The 17,440-nt window shown below is 51.3% G+C and carries 12 protein-coding genes; 7 read left to right on the forward strand and 5 right to left on the reverse strand.

Annotated elements, in window-relative coordinates; translation table 11 throughout:
* The first annotated feature begins 37 nt into the window (after positions 1–37).
* Positions 38–1,006, forward strand: a complete 969-nt coding sequence (locus tag EFA69_RS16680) for a tryptophan 2,3-dioxygenase family protein (protein ID WP_123134211.1) — start codon at positions 38–40, stop codon at positions 1,004–1,006.
* Between the two features lie 272 nt (positions 1,007–1,278).
* Here the strand turns inward: EFA69_RS16680 and EFA69_RS16685 are convergent, their stop codons facing one another.
* Positions 1,279–2,754: a RagB/SusD family nutrient uptake outer membrane protein gene (locus EFA69_RS16685; RefSeq protein ID WP_123134212.1), complete on the reverse strand. Its 1,476-nt coding sequence runs from the start codon at positions 2,752–2,754 to the stop codon at positions 1,279–1,281.
* Between the two features lie 20 nt (positions 2,755–2,774).
* Positions 2,775–5,918, reverse strand: a complete 3,144-nt coding sequence (locus EFA69_RS16690) for a SusC/RagA family TonB-linked outer membrane protein (RefSeq protein ID WP_123134213.1) — start codon at positions 5,916–5,918, stop codon at positions 2,775–2,777.
* Positions 5,919–6,559: 641 nt separating this feature from the next.
* Between EFA69_RS16690 and EFA69_RS16695 the strand changes: the two genes are divergently transcribed.
* Together EFA69_RS16695 and EFA69_RS16700 are read left to right on the forward strand one after the other, a co-directional pair.
* Positions 6,560–8,137, forward strand: a complete 1,578-nt coding sequence (locus tag EFA69_RS16695; RefSeq protein ID WP_123134214.1) for an NAD(P)/FAD-dependent oxidoreductase — start codon at positions 6,560–6,562, stop codon at positions 8,135–8,137.
* A gap of 75 nt (positions 8,138–8,212) precedes the next feature.
* Positions 8,213–8,572, forward strand: coding sequence for a CoA-binding protein (locus EFA69_RS16700; RefSeq protein ID WP_123134215.1), 360 nt, complete (start codon positions 8,213–8,215; stop codon positions 8,570–8,572).
* A gap of 112 nt (positions 8,573–8,684) precedes the next feature.
* On the opposite strand, the gene EFA69_RS16705 is transcribed toward EFA69_RS16700, so the two are convergent.
* On the reverse strand, positions 8,685–9,077 hold the full coding sequence (locus EFA69_RS16705; protein WP_123134216.1) for a rhodanese-like domain-containing protein: 393 nt from the start codon (positions 9,075–9,077) through the stop codon (positions 8,685–8,687).
* Between the two features lie 228 nt (positions 9,078–9,305).
* Here EFA69_RS16705 and EFA69_RS16710 point away from each other — a divergent pair, with 228 nt between their 5' ends.
* The 3 genes from EFA69_RS16710 to EFA69_RS16720 are packed head-to-tail and all read left to right on the forward strand — an operon-like array spanning position 9,306 to position 11,899.
* The gene (locus EFA69_RS16710) at positions 9,306–9,845 is read left to right on the forward strand and encodes an RNA polymerase sigma factor (RefSeq protein WP_123134217.1); all 540 of its coding nucleotides are present in this window, start codon (positions 9,306–9,308) and stop codon (positions 9,843–9,845) included.
* A 12-nt stretch (positions 9,846–9,857) separates the two neighbouring features.
* Positions 9,858–10,748 carry a hypothetical protein gene (locus EFA69_RS16715; protein ID WP_123134218.1) on the forward strand — a complete coding sequence of 297 codons (891 nt, stop codon included), beginning with the start codon at positions 9,858–9,860 and terminating at the stop codon, positions 10,746–10,748.
* An 11-nt stretch (positions 10,749–10,759) separates the two neighbouring features.
* Positions 10,760–11,899, forward strand: coding sequence for an outer membrane beta-barrel protein (locus EFA69_RS16720; protein WP_123134219.1), 1,140 nt, complete (start codon positions 10,760–10,762; stop codon positions 11,897–11,899).
* A gap of 116 nt (positions 11,900–12,015) precedes the next feature.
* On the opposite strand, the gene EFA69_RS16725 is transcribed toward EFA69_RS16720, so the two are convergent.
* Entirely contained in the window at positions 12,016–12,762 is a 747-nt protein-coding gene (locus tag EFA69_RS16725) for an RNA methyltransferase (protein WP_123134220.1), read from the reverse strand.
* 52 nt (positions 12,763–12,814) lie between these two features.
* On the opposite strand from EFA69_RS16725, the gene tamL reads away from it, so the two are divergent.
* Positions 12,815–15,226: a translocation and assembly module lipoprotein TamL gene (gene tamL / locus EFA69_RS16730; RefSeq protein WP_221175761.1), complete on the forward strand. Its 2,412-nt coding sequence runs from the start codon at positions 12,815–12,817 to the stop codon at positions 15,224–15,226.
* A 96-nt stretch (positions 15,227–15,322) separates the two neighbouring features.
* Here tamL and EFA69_RS16735 read toward each other — a convergent pair whose 3' ends face one another.
* A complete protein-coding gene (locus tag EFA69_RS16735) occupies positions 15,323–17,404 on the reverse strand; it encodes an alpha-ketoacid dehydrogenase subunit alpha/beta (RefSeq protein ID WP_123134222.1) in 2,082 nt (693 codons plus the stop codon).
* Between the last annotated feature and the right edge of the window lie 36 nt (positions 17,405–17,440).

The following is a 17,440-nucleotide window of genomic DNA, read 5'->3' on the forward strand; positions in this document are numbered from 1 at the left end:
GTAAAGAAAGATAATTACAACATTCAGAAAATAATATATGGCAGAACCAACCTTTTCGCCGCAAGTGCTGGAACTGCTGGAAAAACTCCAACAGAAGTATTACCCGCTGGGCCAGGATCTGGCTTCTTACCTGGAAGGCCTGCTGTACTCAGATTTCCTCAACTACTGGGACTACATCCACCTGGACACGCTCTTGAGTTTGCAGACCCCGCGCACTAAAATACCGGATGAGGAGATTTTCATCATGTACCACCAGGTGACCGAGCTTTACTTCAAGCTCTGCCTCCACGAGTACAGACAGATTGGTGAAGCCCCTACCCCTACCGCCCAGTTGCTCATTACCCGCGTGGGCCGCATTAACCGCTATTTTGAGAATTTAATCGCTTCTTTTGACGTGATGGTAGATGGCATGGACCCGAAGGAGTTCCTTAAATTTAGGATGGCCCTCATGCCCGCCAGTGGTTTCCAAAGCGTGCAGTACCGCAAGATAGAGCTCTGCTCCACTGACCTTCGCAACCTCACCGACAAAGCCAAGCGCGAAGCCCTGGGTTTGCAGAGCACCCACGAGGACATGTTTGGCTGCATCTATTGGAAAGAGGGAGCTACGGAGGCTGCTTCCGGCGCCAAGACCCTGACTCTGCTGCAGTTCGAGGAAAAATATTCCGCAGAACTCATGCAACACGCCCGGGAGTACCAGCACAAAAACCTGTGGTATGTATATCATCAGCTTTCTGAGGAAGAGCGCCAGAACCCGAAACTGATCAGTCACCTGAAGGAGTTGGATAGCAACGTGAATGTAAACTGGCCACTCATGCACTACAAATCGGCGGTGCGGTACCTGCAGCGGGACCCAGACGTGATTGCCGCCACCGGGGGAACCAACTGGCAGAAATACCTACCCCCCCGCTTCCAGAAACGGATTTTCTTCCCTGAGATTTGGACGCAGGAAGAACAGGACAACTGGGGCAAAGGCTGGGTGAACAGCATTGTGGGGGAAGTAAATTAAACCCATTCCTTTTCCAGAAGGATAGATACAGGTGAAGGTGCGTTTAGGGGCTCTTTTTAGAAATAGAGCCCCTAAACGCACCTTCTAATTTTAGAGAGAATTCTCCAGCTTTAGCCTCAGAAAATGACGAGTTATAGTTTTGGCCTTTTTCTGAAAAAAGCCACTCTAAACGCAATTCCATTTCCAAGTGCCTATCCTATAGCTCTGGCTATAAAGCAAAAAAGGCTGCTCTAAAGAAGAGCAGCCTTTTCTATTTAAACCCTTAACTATTCTTAAGGATTTTGAGGTCCAAAGTCAGGGTTATTGTTAAGCTCCACTTGTGGGAATTGGTAGATGAACAGGTTGCTGTTGGCTGGAGTGGTACCCAATTTGGCGGTATGGTTCCCTTCCCGTACCAAAGGCTTCTGCAGACGTTTGATGTCCAGCAGACTGAAACCTTCTCCGTACAGTTCTTTCCTTCTCTCTACCCAGATCTCCTCCACCAAATCCGCATCAGTAGTGGTGGGTTTTACGGCTTCGGTGATAGGAAAGAAACGCTGACGACGTAAGTCTAGTACCAGCAGCTGGGCAGCATCATTTTGTCCCAAACGGGCTTTCGCCTCGGCCTCAATCAGGTACATCTCTGCGGCACGCATCAGCACAAAGTCCCCGCTCAGGTCTGGCAGGTCCTTGAACTTGGTGATGGTGTAGCGGTCAGAGTTAGTCACCCCCTCTGCTTCCTGAAACTCTCTGCGGGCATCATTCCAACTGAAAAGCTCCACAAATTTGTCATTCGCCCGAATGTTGTTATACCCTCTGCGCGCGTAGGTTCTGTTTCCTTTTGTGTCAAGCGTATAGCGTCCGTCTATAAATGAGAAGAACGAGGCGAAACCAACTTGCTGATCAGCGGCCTGTGGTAAACCCCAGATCCATTCTTTATTAGCAAAATCATTGAACCCAGCTCTATAGTCACTCGTCGACATCAGAGGATACCCTTCGCGGGCTTTAGCGGCAAACTCAGCGGCTTTCTCCCATTGTCCCATCTCCAGGTACACACGCGCCAAAAGGCCTTGGGCCACATTTTTGTTGATGCGGCTTTTGGCAGGTCTTGCGGCAGTAAGGTCTCGCTCCGCAATGGTCAGGTCTTCCACCATCTGGGCGTACACTTTCTCAAGCGACACTCTTGGCTGACCTTTGGATTGTTCAGTGGTAGGCTCCAGTACCAAAGGCACCGCCAATGCCTGAGGATCTTTTAAATAAGTATGCTGATACGTTCGGGCCAGGTTAAAGTACCCAAATGCTCTTAACGCTCTTGCCTCTGCCACGAAGGCTGTGCTTTGGCTTTCAGTAATACCAGGCACAGTTGCAGATTTAGCAATAATGTAATTAGCATTGGTAATGGGACCATAATTGGTAGCCCATAAAGTGTGTGTTCCTCTGTAAGTTGTTAACTTATTGTCCAATTCATATTGGTACACAAACCAGTTCGTGTTAGCCATAATGTCTTGGCCCATCACATCCCAGGTGAGATTGAATTGGGGAACACCATACGTATCGGTAGACGTTCCAGACCCAGAATTGATAACTGCGGTACGCATTAAACGGTATGTACCGGTTAATGCTGCCTCCACTGCGGCTGGTGAACTGAATGCCTGTTCAAAGGACACCGCATTGGATGGAAGGGTTTCCAAGAAATCATCCTTGCACGCCCCCAAACTCAGGGAAGCGCCAAGCAGGACAGAATATATTTTAACTTTTGTGATTTTCATCTATTGAGTCTATTTCAAAATTAGAAAGAAGCGCGAACACCTACAGAGTAAGTCTTCATAACCGGGAAGCTGTTGTTGGTTAAACCATCAATAGATTGCTCTGGGTCCATGCCATGTAGGCCTTTAGACCAGGTCACCAGGTTATCGCCTTGCACAAAAACTCTCAATCCTTTCATTCTTAAGCGGTCTTGTACAGAAGCTGGCAGGGTGTACCCTAGCGTGATGTTACGAAGGCGAACATAGGAGGCATCGGTCAGGAAACGGGAAGAACGGTTATTGACGTTCAGAGATTGTCCAGTTCCCAGACGAGGGATATCCGTGACATCACCTGGGTTCTGCCATCTGTCCAGAATGTCAACATTCCAGTTGGTACCGGCAGAAGCGCCACCACTCATCAGTCCGCTGTAGTCCGTGTTCAGGATTTTACCGCCGAAGCTGTAGTTGAACAACACCGCCAGATCAAAGCCTTTGTAGCGCAGATTGTTGGAGAAACCACCTGTCACTTTTGGGAGGGCATTCCCTACATAGTAACGGGTCGCTTTAGAGTAATCAGTAGTAGTTTTTCTTTCTACCACGCCTTCTGCATTTTTGGCATCATAGTACCACATGCTTAGACCAGTAGCCGGATCAACTCCCGCAAAGTCTTCTAGGTAGAAATCATAGATAGACTGCCCCACTTTGAACTGCTTGGTACCCGAAAGGATAGTTTCTTGCGGCAGGCTGGTAAACTCATTGGTGTTGTGGGCCGCATTCAAGTTTGCAGACCAACCAAAGTTGTCATTGTCTACAATATGGCCCGTGATGTTGGCCTCAAAACCTCTGTTGCGCATAGAGCCCAGGTTGTCTGCAATTCTAACAAAGCCTAAAGAAGGTGGCATTGGTCTGTCTAGCAGCAGGTCTTTAGACTCTCTGTTATAGTAATCCAAAGACACGTCAATTTTCTTGAACAGAGTTGCATCTAAACCAACGTTGAAGATGGCCTGTTTCTCCCATGTCAATAGTTTGTTCTCCAGAGTAGACACAACCATACCTGGAGAAGATAGGTCTGGGTAGCCCGTGTCATAAAGACCTCTATAGGCATAGTAAGAAGACAGATTCTCGTTACCAGATGTACCGTAGCTGGCACGCAGCTTGGCATTGTTCACCCACATGAGGTCTTTCATAAAGTTTTCCTCAGAAAGTCTCCAGGAGGCACCCACTGAATAGAAATTACCCCATTGCTGCTCATCATAGAAACGGGTTGATCCATCACGGCGGAACGAGGCAGACAGGTAATATTTATCTGCTAAACCATAATTCACCTGACCCAGGAAGCTTTGCAGTGCACGTCTGTCTTTTTGGGAGTTAGAGCTCACAATAGTAGCCGCGTTGTCTAACTGAGTCATTCCCTCTACCGGAATGAAACCGGTTTTCTGGGTAGACACGGAGTTGGAGGAAAGATTGAACACCTCAAAACCGCCCAACGCATCTAGAGTATGTACCCCAAAAGTTTTATTCCAGCTTAAGATGTGGTTGAAGGTGTACTCAGTGTAAGAAGACCTTGATTGGGTACCCCGTCCGCGGATTGTACCGGAGGCATCACCATAAGTAGGGTTGTAAAAAGTCTCTCCACGGTAATTATCCCCGTTAAGGGCAAGGGTAGTTCTGTATTTGAAATCTTTCAGGAAAGAGATCTCAGCAAAACCATTCCAACCCCAGGTTAGGTTGCTGCCCTGGATGATATCCAGCACTGTAGTACCCACCGGGTTGCTGTTACTGCCATACGGCCGCTGGGTATTGAAATCAAATTCCTGCGGTCCTGTAAACGGAGAACCGTCAGCGTTCTTTCTTCTGTAAATGGGGTATATACTGGAGATGTTACGTCCCCAAGAAACCACGTTACGGAAAGAAGTACCGCTGGAGGTTGGCGCATTCTGGTCTGTATAAGAAATGTTAGCACTCAAGCCAACTTTAATGTTGTCTCTGATCTGAGAGTTCAGGCGCAGACGGCTAGAGTAACGTTTGAAACCGGAAGTGATAAATGCCCCCTGCTGGTCTAAATAGTTACCGGAGAAGTAGTAATTACCTTTCTCAGTACCGCCCTGTACACTTAAGTCATATTCCTGACGTACGGATTTTCTGTAAAGGGCATCTCTCCAGTCTTCGTCCCAAGCTGGCGTAAGGCCTGGCTTGATTTTACCGTCTAATCCTACTGGCTCTGGGTCAGTTGCCCCATTCTCATTGTTGAACGGGTTGTACTGCTGGCCATTACCGGCACCGGCTAATCTAGTTACCACTGTTTTAGAAGCATACTCCTCAGGGGAAGCAAATTTGCCTTTCCACAATGTCGCATCTGAACGAGCATCATTGCGCAGAGCTTCCCAGGTAAGCTCGTACATCTGACTGGCATTTACGGTCTTATAATCGTCCACGGCAAAGTCAGAAACCCCTACCGTAGCGCCAAACGTGATGGTAGGCTCTTTAGGTGCAGATCCTCCTTTGGTTGTGATCACAATTACGCCGTTAGCTGCTCGAGATCCGTACAATGAAGCCGCCGTAGCGTCTTTCAATACAGTCATGGATTCAATGTCATGCGGGTTAATGGCGTTGATGTCTCCAGAATATGGAGCGCCATCTACTACATATAAAGGTGCACTGCCCGCGTTTACGGAACCTACCCCCCGTATGCGCACGGTACTGGTAGCACCAGGCTGTCCGCTTGGGGAAGTCACCTGAATACCAGGTGCCAGACCAGCCAACGCTTTGGTTACGTCATTGGCCTGCATTTTCTCAATGGCTTCTGATTTTACCGCGGTCACAGAACCTGTGTAAGATTTCTCCTCAGCGGTACCATATGCCACTACCAACACTTCGTCAAGTTGTGTTTGGTCAGGAACCAGCGCCACGTTGATGGTGGTCTGGGAACCAAGGGCAACTTCTTTGTTAGTGTAGCCAATGAAAGTAAAAACTAAGGTGCCCTCTGCGGCTGGCACAGAGATTTCATAATCTCCGGTCACTCCGGTTGGGGCGGCAGTGGTGCTTCCTTTTAATTGAACCGTTACCCCGGGCATCCCTTCACCGGTCTGCGCATCGGTCACAGTTCCTTTGATCGTCCTGCTTTGGGCCCACGCATGCGAAACCAGAGACAGCAACAGGACGAAGCTGAATAATATTGCTTTCTTCATTAAAGTTGTTTGTAGTAAACAGATGGCAGAAACACCTAGTCGAGGTGTGAGATTTGTACCTTTCGTTACAGAAAGTACAAGTTTATCTTCCGCCGCTCTTAAAAAAGTACGTTCCTATTTTTCAACGCTATGGTAGGAACAGGCATGGGTAATAGCCACTACATGCCCAGATGCAGGGCGCTAGCGATTTTGCTGCGGGTGTTTACAATACAATAGTTATGTCCTCCTCTTCTATCCATCCTCCTCTCTATCTATGTATTCTTATACTCCAGATTTTTCTGGTTCAGTTAGCAAACGCAACCAGTGATGGGCTATTATGTGATTAATGGCTCAAACCGCGTTTTTTCTGAAAGTTCTTTATAAAATGAAAAGCTTCTTTGATAATTAATATCAACAACCAGCTATACCTGAAATATATGGCAATCATATATAGAATTATGCTAGGTTAGAAAGCCTTAAGACTAAAGGTGCCCTACCCTTTGCTCTTCATTCCGTTTAGGGGCTCTTTTTCCAAAAACAACCCCTAAACGAATTTTCCCGGACAGACTTTGGTTTAGGAAGAGTGGTTATCTTTGCTGCGGGAAACTGCCCAACAGACCTCACCAGAACATTTTTTAAGGCTAACTACCTTACTACACTTCATGAAAAAAGAACTTGACTTGGTCTTAGCGCCCGAGGTGGCCTTTGACCCTGCCCTTCTGGAGCGCGAGCTCCTGCAACAGGCTGGCCTTCTTGCGCCGTCTGAGGCGGCCTTCATCCATAAAATTAAACGCTCCATTGATGCCCGGGGCCGGAAGGTTCAGGTAAAGGTGCGCGCCGATGTTTATACCCAAACCCCTGACCTTTCCAGTCTGCTCCCTTCGTACGTTTACCCACAGGTGAAGCCTGAGGCCAGGCGCGTGATCATTGTGGGCGCGGGCCCGGCGGGATTGTTCGCGGCGTTGCGCTGCCTGGAACTGGGCATGAAACCGGTGGTGGTAGAGCGCGGGAAAGATGTGCGGAGCCGCCGCCGAGATCTGGCTGCCATCAACAAAGAACACGTGGTAAACCCAGACTCCAACTATTGTTTCGGGGAAGGCGGGGCCGGCACGTATTCTGATGGAAAACTCTATACCCGCTCCAAAAAACGGGGCGATGTGCAGCGGATTCTTCAGATCATGGTGCAGCACGGGGCCACTCCGGACATCCTCTTTGACGCCCACCCGCACATTGGCACCAACAAATTGCCGGTTCTCATAGCCAAGCTCAGGGAAGCCATTTTAGAAGCCGGTGGCGAAATTCACTTCGATACTCGGGTCACCGACTTCATCCGGGAGAAAAATCAACTGAAAGGTGTGGTAACGGCTAATGGTACCACTATGGAAGGCGAAGCGGTGATTCTGGCCACCGGCCACTCGGCCCGCGACATCTACGAGTTGCTCCACGCCAAAAACATATTGATAGAAGCCAAGCCCTTTGCCATGGGCGTACGGGTGGAGCACCAGCAGAGCCTCATAGACGGCATCCAGTACCATTGCAACGGCGACCGCGGGGCCTACCTACCCGCTGCTTCCTATTCATTGGTGCAGCAGGTGGCCTACAAGGGGCAGGAGCGCGGCGTGTTTTCTTTCTGCATGTGCCCCGGCGGGTTTATAGTGCCGGCGGCCACCGCTCCTGGCGAAGTGGTGGTAAACGGAATGTCGCCCAGCCGGCGTGATTCAAAATATGCCAACTCCGGCATTGTGGTGGCCATTAATTTGGAAGACATGGACCTGAAACAGCACGGCGCGTTGGCGGGTCTGCGCTTGCAGCAGGCCCTGGAGCAGAAAGCGTGTGCCGTAGCGGGCGGAACTCAGGTGGCCCCGGCGCAACGTCTCCAGGATTTCGTGAAGGGGAAAGTTTCTGCCTCGCTGCTGGAGACTTCTTACCAACCGGGTCTGGCCAGTGTAGACATGCGCGAAGTGCTTCCTCCCATGATTGGCGAACGACTGCGCGGCGGCTTTCAGGAGTTCGGCTACAAGATGCGTGGTTACCTTTCCAACGATGCCCAGATTGTGGGCGTTGAAAGCCGCACTTCCTCGCCGGTTCGTATTCCAAGGGATAAGGAAACGCTGCAACACCCGCAAATCACCAACCTCTTCCCCTGCGCCGAAGGGGCCGGTTATGCCGGAGGAATTGTCTCTGCGGCCATGGACGGTGAACGTTGCGCTGAACAGGTAGCCCTTTTGATTAACCGCTAACCCACGGCAACTTAAATCAGTATAAACAATAAATTGGCGATTAGCGCCTGTTTTTCCAGAATTAAGCCTAAACCAATGAAAAAGACGGTGGTCATAGGAGCCTCAGACAATCCGGGGCGCTATAGTTATAAAGCAGTGCATCAACTGAAACGGTCAGGTCATGAGGTGGTGCCGGTTGGCATTAAGCGGGGCGAAGTGGCCGGGCTCCCTATAGAGACGGAAAAACCGGAGATTGATGCCGTAGACACGGTTACGTTGTACGTGGGGCCGCAGAACCAGCCCAGCTGGTATGACTACATCCTCTCGCTCAAGCCCAAGCGCATCATCTTCAATCCGGGGACCGAAAATTACGAACTGGAGAAGAAGGCGCAGGCGCAGAACATCCAAACCCTGCACGCCTGCACACTGGTGATGCTCTCGGTGGGGAATTACTAGATCCACACTTACTCTTACAGAAAAAGCGTTTAGGGGCTGTTTTTCCAAAAACAGCCCCTAAACGCTTTTTTTATGCCAAACTAAACATCCTATGAATAGCTAAAAAAAAGACTTACTTCTTCGTCTTCGCTTCTTTGGTTTTAAGTCCGGCGGCTTTTAGGTCTTTGTAGCCACCCAGGTTATAGACTTTAGTGAAGCCTGCTTCCTGCATCAGCTTAAGGGCTTGGCCGCTCCGGTTTCCGGTGGCGCAGTACAGGTAATAGATCTTGTCCTTGTCCAGATTGCCTAGGTTCTGCGCGAAAGCACCGCCCCTGAAATCTGAGTTCACCGCTTTCTTCAGATGACCCTGGGCGAACTCTTCCGGAGTCCGGACGTCAATCACGGTTCCTTTCTCCTCCTTCACCATGGTTTTAAACTGGTCTGGGCTCAGCTTTTGGGCGGGAACATCCTGCGCGGCCAGCGTCTGGCTTATGCATAAGGCGAAAACGGCGATCAACAATCTCATAGTCGTCAAAAAATAAACAGGTGCAAGAAAAATTACAGGGCAAAGGTACTGGATTAAGTACTTGAAGTCTAACCTATTGAAAAGGAAGTTTCACCTGACTACCGGTACTTCGGGCTAAAACCTTATTTTTACTTGAATTTTTTCTGAACCCCAGGCAACCGATTTTCCGGGTGGTGCATCTATTCAATCAAACAGGCAAATACTTTATCGCTTAAACTTCTACAACCCGTGAACGAGACAGATCTGGTAATAGCACTGCAGCAAGGCGATGCCAAAGCCCAGCGACTCTTGTACGAGCGCTTCGCCGGCCCCATGATGGGGGTCTGCCTGCGCTACCTCAAGAATGAGATGGATGCCGAGGAGGTCTTGATCAACGGGTTCATGAAAGTGTACCAGCATGTGACCCGCTTTGAGCAGAAAGGCAGTTTTGAAGGCTGGGTGCGCCGCATCATGGTGAACGAGGCGCTGCAGCACCTGCGCAAGCAGGAGCCCATGCACCTCACCATTGAGAAAGAGCACATCCACCTGGCCTCTGAAGACGCCTCCGCCGACAGCGACATGAGCGCCGAGGAGATGATGGCCCTGCTGCTGGAGCTACCGGCCGGGTACCGGGCCGTATTTAACCTTTATGCCATAGAAGGTTACTCGCACAAAGAAATAGCGGAGATGCTCCATATTACCGAGGGCACTTCCAAATCACAGTTAAGTAAAGCCAGAGCCATGCTGCAACGCATGCTGGCCCAACAAGGTGTTACCATCGCCATTTAACCAGACATTGAAATGAGCGCAGAAGAATTAGATAAACTATTCAGAGACAAACTCAAGGACAGACCGGTGGCGCCCAGCAATGAGGCTTGGGAACGTCTGCAGGCCCGTCTGCAACAAGCGGCCCCGCAACAGGAAACGCCTAATCCATTCATGGTGCCGGTGGCTTCCCAGGAGCAGAAAGAGGAACGCGGTGCGGTTAGAATGTGGTACTACTCGGCGGCTGCCGCCGTGACCATGCTACTGGGCGTGGGTCTTTGGGTAAACCGGGCAGATATTGATCCCTTGCAGCCGTCTGCCACGGTAGCCACGGTGCAGGAAACCAAACCTGCCGCAATACAGAACAGTGCCCCAGCCACTACTGTTGAGCCTTACCAAACGGCTCCGTCTGCTACTGCGCAGGAAGAAACATTTGCCCAGCAGGAAATGAAGCAAGCCCAACCGGCACAGGCCATGGCTGCGGTAAGCGGGAAGGCAGCCGGGCAGCAACAGACTTCCAAAAGAAATGCAGTGACCGCGCCTGTCAAGGTGCAGGAGGAAAAAATGACTCCTCTGAAAGAGCAGGCGGTGCAGGAACAAAGTTTACTGGCCGCAACCACCCCGGCAAACGTGCAGGAATCTGCCAAAACTGCCTCAGAACCAAGCGATCTGAAAATAGTTGTAAAACTTGACAATACCCAGGCAACCGCTTCCCTCGCGCAGGCATCTACTACAGTAGATCACTCACCTAACCAAGAGGAACACACTTCAGGTTCTGGACGCGTCCTGAAAGGAATCCTGAAACAGGTGAAAAACCTGAAGGAAGGGGAGAAAGTGAATCTGGAAGAATTAGGAATCACCAAACACACCTTTGCCCTGGAGACCCGCATAGGGAACAAGAAGATTACCAAGACAATAGAACTTTAAAATCCAATACTATGAAACGTTTATATGCCCTGCTTTCGGCCATCATGATGGCTGCCGCAATCGCCTTGCCTTCTCACGCCAGTACTTTAAGCCCTAAACAGCCCGTAGTGCAAGATACGCTCATCTTGAAGCTCCGCAACGAGGCCCGGCTGCTGGTGGTAGTGAAAGACGTGAAGGATTTGAAAAATCTAAAAAACCAGAGCGTAGACTCTCTCCTGCTGCTGCTGGACAAATACGCCGACCAGATAGAAGCCGCCGGTAAGAACGGCGAGGAAGTAACCGTGACCATTGACAAGTCTTCGGCCAAAACCTCTGAGGACGTGAACATCACCATCACCCAGAACGGCCCCAACGGCACAGAGGTAGTAATCAAAGAGAAAAACAGAATCCGGATCACCGACAAAGTGGGCATAGACATTGACCATGACGAGGAAAACAACAAGACCAAGGTAAGCGTGAACATGGGCGGTAATGACACTACCACCACCGTAGTGAACAAGAAGCGCGAGAAGCCCCGCAACCCTAAGCGCGAGTTTGATTTCCAGATTGACCTGGGCGTGTCCCAGTGGCTGAACACCGAGGAGATGGCCGGCAGCGCGGTACAGGATATCAACTTCAGAACCATGGCTTCGCGGTACATCAGCCTCAACAGCAAATGGCACCGCCGCCTGGGAGGTGAAAACAGCCCGCTGCGCGTGATCTCCGGCTTCAACTTTGACTTCCACAACTACATGTTTGATGACAACATCAGAATTGTGAACACCGGTGAGAGAGCAGATTTTATGTACGCCGAACCCCTGAACCTGGAGAAAAGCAAACTGGCCACTACCTCCATCAACGTGCCGCTGGAACTGGGCCTTGACTTCAGAAACCAGAAAGGCAAATCAGTGTTCAGAATTGGCGGCGGCGGATTTGTGGGCTACATGCTCAGCAGCCACTCCAAGGTGAAATACTCCCAGAACGGAGACAACGTGAAAAACAAGTTCAAAGACGATTTCTACCTGAACGATTTCCAATACGGTGTGTCTGGTTTCGTGGGCGTGGGAAGCCTGGAGCTCTTCGCCAAATACAACCTGAACGAAATGTTTGAAGACGACAAAGGACCCCAGGCCAACGCCATCGCCTTAGGCCTCAGAATCATGAAGTTCTAAATCGCAGATCAGACAAATACCACAAAAAAGAGGAACGGTTTCGCTCCTCTTTTTTTTATTTTAAGTAAAGGCTGTTTTTGCCTTGATTCTGGAAAAAGAGCCGCTAAACAGAAATCTTAGACGTTCCGGAAGAAATTGTCCAGCAAGATGGCGGTGGCGGTTCCCACGTTCAGCGACTCAGCGCCGCCTCTGCCAGGAATATGCAGCGGCTGGGTGACCTTTTGCATGATCTCTGGCCTAATGCCATGTGATTCATTGCCCATTACCAGCACGCCCTGCGGTTGCAGCGTGAGTTTGTGCACGTTCTCCCCTTCCAGCGCTGCGCCGTACACCGGTACGTTTAGCGGCCGTTTTTCCAGAAACTCGCCTAAACTGACGTAGTGCGGCGTAATACGGGTAAAGGAACCCATAGTGGCGGCAATGACTTTCTGGTTGTAGAAATCGGCGCTGGTTTCTGAGAGCACAACGGAGGTGAGCCCGTACCAGTCGGCGATTCTGATGATGGTGCCCAGGTTGCCGGGGTCGCGCACTTCGTCCAGGGCCAGCACAAAGGGCGCCTGCGTCCAGGAAAATTGAGGGGCCGGTTTCATCTTGGCAATGGCCAGCGCGGCGTTATTGCTTTCCATGGAGCCGGCTTTGCCCAGTTCGTCCTCAGATACCTGGATCACCTCAAAACCTTTCTGCACCAGATGGGTATGCTTCTGTAAAAATTTTTGAGTGGCCAGGAGCGTTTCCAGTTCGAAATCTGATTGCAGCAGTTCTGCCACACTCTTTTCACCTTCCACCGTGAAAGCTTGGTGAAGCCCTCTATATTTCTTTATTTGCAGTGACCTAATGTACTTCAAAAGCCCTTTTGAGATCATAACCTTTCTACGTTTGAAGCTACGATGTTACGTATTCGGCGCGGCATTCACAATGCTGGGCCTTGTCATGGGCTGTTCCCCCACCCGTCATCTGGCTGAAAACGAACGCCTGCTCTGGCGCATTAAACTGGAGGGCGTGGAGCAAAACAATAAATCTGCCATTACGCCCCTCTACCAGCAGAAACCCAACCGCCGGGTGCTGGGCGCGCCCATTTACCTGAATCTCTATTATTTAGGGAAAAGCTTTTACAGCCCCGAACGCATCCAGACCGATATTGAGCAGGAAACCCAGCAATACAACCGGCGCATTCAGCGGGCGGGCAGTGATTCGCTCAAGGTAGACAAACTCATAGAGAAAAAAGAAAACAAGCTGGCCCGCCTCCAGAACAAAAAGGAGAACGGAAACTGGCTCATGCGCACCGTGGGGGAACCGCCCGCCATCTTTGATTCGCTTAAACTGGAGCAGACCGAAGAACAGGTGCGCATTTACCTGGAGTCTAAGGGCTTCTTCAAGAACCAGGTTTCTTCTGCAACGGAGACCAGGCGCAAGAAAGTGTATGTGACCCTGAACGTACAGGAAGACAAACCTTTTGTGCTTTCGCAGCATACCTATGAGGTGGCAGATACCACCATTCTTCGTCTTCTGCGGGAAAATGAACCGGCCAGCTTCATCAAGGTGAAACAAAACTATGATCTGGCCTTGCTCACGCAGGAACGGTCCCGCATTGAAGGGCTTCTGAAGAACAACGGGTTTTATGACTTCCGGCAGCAGTTTGTCACCTTTGAGGCAGATACCAGCTATGAAGCCTACACCGTCCGGCTCAAGACCCAGGTAGAGAACCCCAATGACTCCACCCTGCACAAAATGTACACGATCAATGAGGTGTACTTCACCTCAGACGCCGGAACCAACCGCTTTGGAAGAACCAGAGACACCGTGGAACTGAACAATGTGCACTTCCTGGCCTATGAGCAGCGGGTGAAACCCAAGATCCTGGCCCGTAAAGTGATCATCAGGCCCGGGCAAAATTATTCGGCCACCCGAACGCTCAATAACCAGCGCATCATCAGCAACCTGGATGTCTTCAAGTACACCACCATCAGTTACACCAAGGTAGATTCACTGGCCACGGAGCCCAACAAAGGCTTATTGAACGCGCAGATCAATACGGCGCTGCTGCCCCGCTTCCAGGAAACCTCTGAGGTGGGCGGTACCTTCACGGAGCAGGTGCCGGGGCCATATACGAGTATCCGTTTCCGGATCAGGAACATCTTCGGCGGTGCCGAGATTTTTGACGTGGGGGTGCGGGCCGGTGTGGAAGGACAGCTGCAACGCAACACCACCACCGTGGGCAGACGTACCGAGGTTGGAGCCGATATGGGCGTCACCTTCCCGCAGATTCTGGTGCCCTTCCGGACCAATGACCTCTTGGTGCGTTTTAACCCCCGCACCCGGCTCAGTACTGGTTATACCTACGTTGACCGCAACGAGTACACCCGTACCAACTTAGACTTTTCGTTTGACTACATCTGGCAGCGGCTGAACATCCACCAGTTCAGTTTCTCGCCGCTGGACATCAACGTGATCAGCACCACGCGCATTGACCCTACCTTTCAGCAGTATCTGGATACTTTGGCCCGCTCCGGGAACCCCCTCAATGAGAGCTTCCGGAATGCATTCGTATCTTCAATCAACTTCACCAGCCTTTACAACACAGCCAACTACAACCAGTCTAACGACGCGAAACTGGTACGCATCTTTGTGGAGACCGGCGGCTTGCTATGGAACTACGTAGCCGAGCAGTTCAAAGACTTGAACACCTATCGTTTTGCCAAGCTGAACGTAGACTACCGCCGGTATCACGCCCTGGGCAACAACATGACCTTTGTGTACCGCGCTAACGGTGGGGTGGCCAAACCATTGGGTGATTCCAGAGCGTTGCCCTATGACAAATATTTCTTTGCGGGCGGATCTTCCAGCGTTCGCGCCTGGTTGCCGCGCCGCTTGGGTCCGGGCTCCAGCGCGCTCATCAACAGAACCACCGGCGAGGCAGATTACCTATTTGAGCAGACCGGAGAGATTCTACTGGAATTAAACAGCGAATTCCGGTTCAGGATGTTCCGGTTTGGCAGCACCAACGTAAACGGAGCCTTGTTTGTGGATGCGGGCAATATCTGGTTGTTCAACGAACGTAACACCAACCCCAACCCAGAACTGTACATTGCGCAGCCCGGGGCAAAATTTGACTTCAACCGTTTCTACAAAGAACTGGCGGTAGGGACTGGGTTTGGGGTAAGGCTTGATTTTACCTTTGCCATCCTGCGTTTCGATATTGCCACCAAAGCCTATGACCCGTCTTTGCCGCAGGGCAACCGGTTTATCCTGAACAAGTTCAGATCAGACAAGATCTTCGGGGCAAAAACGCAGACCACCTTCAACCTGGGTATTGGCTACCCTTTCTAATCCTGGTTTTGGCCTGATTTCAGAAAAAGAGCCTCTAAACGCCGCTGCCCGTTCATCATGAACGGGCAGCGGCGTTTAGGTAAGCATTCATAAAGATTAATATTCCAGAAGCTCGGTCATAGCGGCCAGTACTTTATCGGCGTTGGGCAGCATCATCTTCTCTAGTTCCACATTAAGGGGAACAGCGGGCAGGTTTTCGGCTCCCAGGGTGAACACCGGGGCGTCTAAGCTGGTGAAACAGGTTCTGCTGATTCGTCCGGCCAGTGACTCGGCAAAGGAATTCATCAGCGGCTCTTCCGTGAGAACTAAAACTTTTCCGTGCCGTTTCACAGAAGCTTCCACAGCTTCATAGTCCAGCGGATTGAGCGTGCGCAGGTCTACAATTTCTACTGAGCCAGCTAATTGTTTGCTGGCTGATTTTGCCCAGTAAACGCCCATGCCGTAGGTGATCACAGTAAGGCTATTACCCTGCCGCATCTGTTCCTCAGAGGCTTGTTGCACCACATGGGCTTTGCCCAGGGGCAGCACGTAATCTGCGTCTGGTTCCAGGGTCTTCGCGTCTTCGGTGCCGGGTACTTTAGACCAGTAAAGACCTTTGTGCTCCAGCATCACCACGGGGTTGGGGTCCAGGAAAGCGGCTTTCATGAGGCCTTTCATGTCGGCAGCGTTGCTGGGGTACACCACCTTGATGCCCCGGATGTTCAGCAGCGTAGACTCCACACTACCGGAGTGGTAAGGCCCGCCCCCGCCGTAAGCCCCAATGGGCACTCTAATGAGCGACTGCACCGGAAATTTGCCCATGCTCAGATAACAGCTCTTGGACAGTTCCTCTACCAGTTGGTTAATGCCGGGCCAGATATAATCGGCGAACTGAATCTCCACAATCGGTTTTGCCCCCACCGCCGACATTCCCGCCGTGGACCCAATGATGTAGGCTTCCTGGATGGGCGTATTGAACACGCGATCATCGCCGTATTTTTTGGCCAGTAAAGCGGCTTCCCTGAAAACTCCTCCCAGTTCCCCGCCCACGTCTTGTCCGTAGAAGAGCGCCTCTGGGTACTGTCTCAGAATCTCGTCAACGGCATGCAGGGCGGCGTCTACCATGGTACTCTTCTCGGCATTGGCTGGGGTGCGGGTGCCTTTCTCTTCCGTGACCGGCGTGGGCACGAACTCATGCAGATGGAAGGTTGCCGGGTCTGGGTTCTCCGCGGCCAAGGCTTGTTCATACTGGATCTGCACGTCCCGTTTTACCTCCTGGGCAATGTCAATGAGTTCATCGGCAGACATGCCTAGCTCCAGCAGGTACGTACCCAGTTTGGGCAGCGGGTCCAGCAAGCTGTGTTCCTGCAGGTTGTCGCCGCGGTACCATTCTCTTCTCACGCCTGAGGTATGGTGCCCCAGCAGCGGGCATTTGGCGTGCACCAAAACCGGTCTCCGCTCCTGCCGGGCAATCCTGAAAGCTTCGGCCATACCTTGGTAAGATTCCACAAAATCGGCGCCGTCTACCCTAATACGTTCCATGCCTTTGAAACCCGCGGCGTACTCATAGGCATCCATCGCCCGCATTTCGGTTCCTTTGGCAGAAATACCCCAATCGTTGTCTTGCACCAGATAAATGATGGGTAGTTTCTTGAGCACGGCCATCTGGAAAGCCTCGGCCACTTCCCCCTCGGTGACTGAACCGTCGCCTAAGGAACAAACCACCACGCGCCCTTCCTGGAGGTTGAGCAACTGCTGTGACTCCAGGTAAGCCAGCGCGTGCGCCATGCCGGTTGCCGGAATAGCCTGCATACCCGTGGCCGAGCTTTGGTGCGGGATGACGGGCATTCCTTCGCGGCGGAGCGAGGGATGGCCGTAATAGGTTCTGCCGCCGCTGAACGGATCGTCCCGCTTGGCCATGAGCTGTAGCATGAGCTCATATGGTTTCATCCCGATGCCCAGCAGAATAGATTCATCGCGATAGTAAACCGACAGGAAATCTTTATGCGTGATATGGAAAGCGGTGGCTAATTGAATGGCTTCATGGCCCCGCGAGGTGCTGTGCACGTATTTACTGCAGATGGCTTTGTTTTCCTCATAAGTGTCGGCCATGGCTTTGGCCGTGAGCATCAGGCGGTACGCCTTCAACAAAAGCTCCAGTTCCACTTTGGGGAGGTCTTCTACAGAGGTCTGGTTCATAAGCTAACAATTGTTTGTTGTCTAAAGTACGGCATA

Origin of the sequence: Rufibacter immobilis, assembly GCF_003721565.1 — a bacterium.
GTDB classification, from domain to species: domain Bacteria; phylum Bacteroidota; class Bacteroidia; order Cytophagales; family Hymenobacteraceae; genus Nibribacter; species Nibribacter immobilis.

Coding starts and splice junctions, on each gene's coding strand:
- EFA69_RS16680 (WP_123134211.1), top strand. CDS start 38: ATGGCAGAACCAACCTTTTCGCCGCAAGTGCTGGAACTGCTGGAAAAA.
- EFA69_RS16685 (WP_123134212.1), bottom strand. CDS start 2,754: ATGAAAATCACAAAAGTTAAAATATATTCTGTCCTGCTTGGCGCTTCC.
- EFA69_RS16690 (WP_123134213.1), bottom strand. CDS start 5,918: ATGAAGAAAGCAATATTATTCAGCTTCGTCCTGTTGCTGTCTCTGGTT.
- EFA69_RS16695 (WP_123134214.1), top strand. CDS start 6,560: ATGAAAAAAGAACTTGACTTGGTCTTAGCGCCCGAGGTGGCCTTTGAC.
- EFA69_RS16700 (WP_123134215.1), top strand. CDS start 8,213: ATGAAAAAGACGGTGGTCATAGGAGCCTCAGACAATCCGGGGCGCTAT.
- EFA69_RS16705 (WP_123134216.1), bottom strand. CDS start 9,077: ATGAGATTGTTGATCGCCGTTTTCGCCTTATGCATAAGCCAGACGCTG.
- EFA69_RS16715 (WP_123134218.1), top strand. CDS start 9,858: ATGAGCGCAGAAGAATTAGATAAACTATTCAGAGACAAACTCAAGGAC.
- EFA69_RS16720 (WP_123134219.1), top strand. CDS start 10,760: ATGAAACGTTTATATGCCCTGCTTTCGGCCATCATGATGGCTGCCGCA.
- EFA69_RS16725 (WP_123134220.1), bottom strand. CDS start 12,762: ATGATCTCAAAAGGGCTTTTGAAGTACATTAGGTCACTGCAAATAAAG.
- tamL (WP_221175761.1), top strand. CDS start 12,815: ATGCTGGGCCTTGTCATGGGCTGTTCCCCCACCCGTCATCTGGCTGAA.
- EFA69_RS16735 (WP_123134222.1), bottom strand. CDS start 17,404: ATGAACCAGACCTCTGTAGAAGACCTCCCCAAAGTGGAACTGGAGCTT.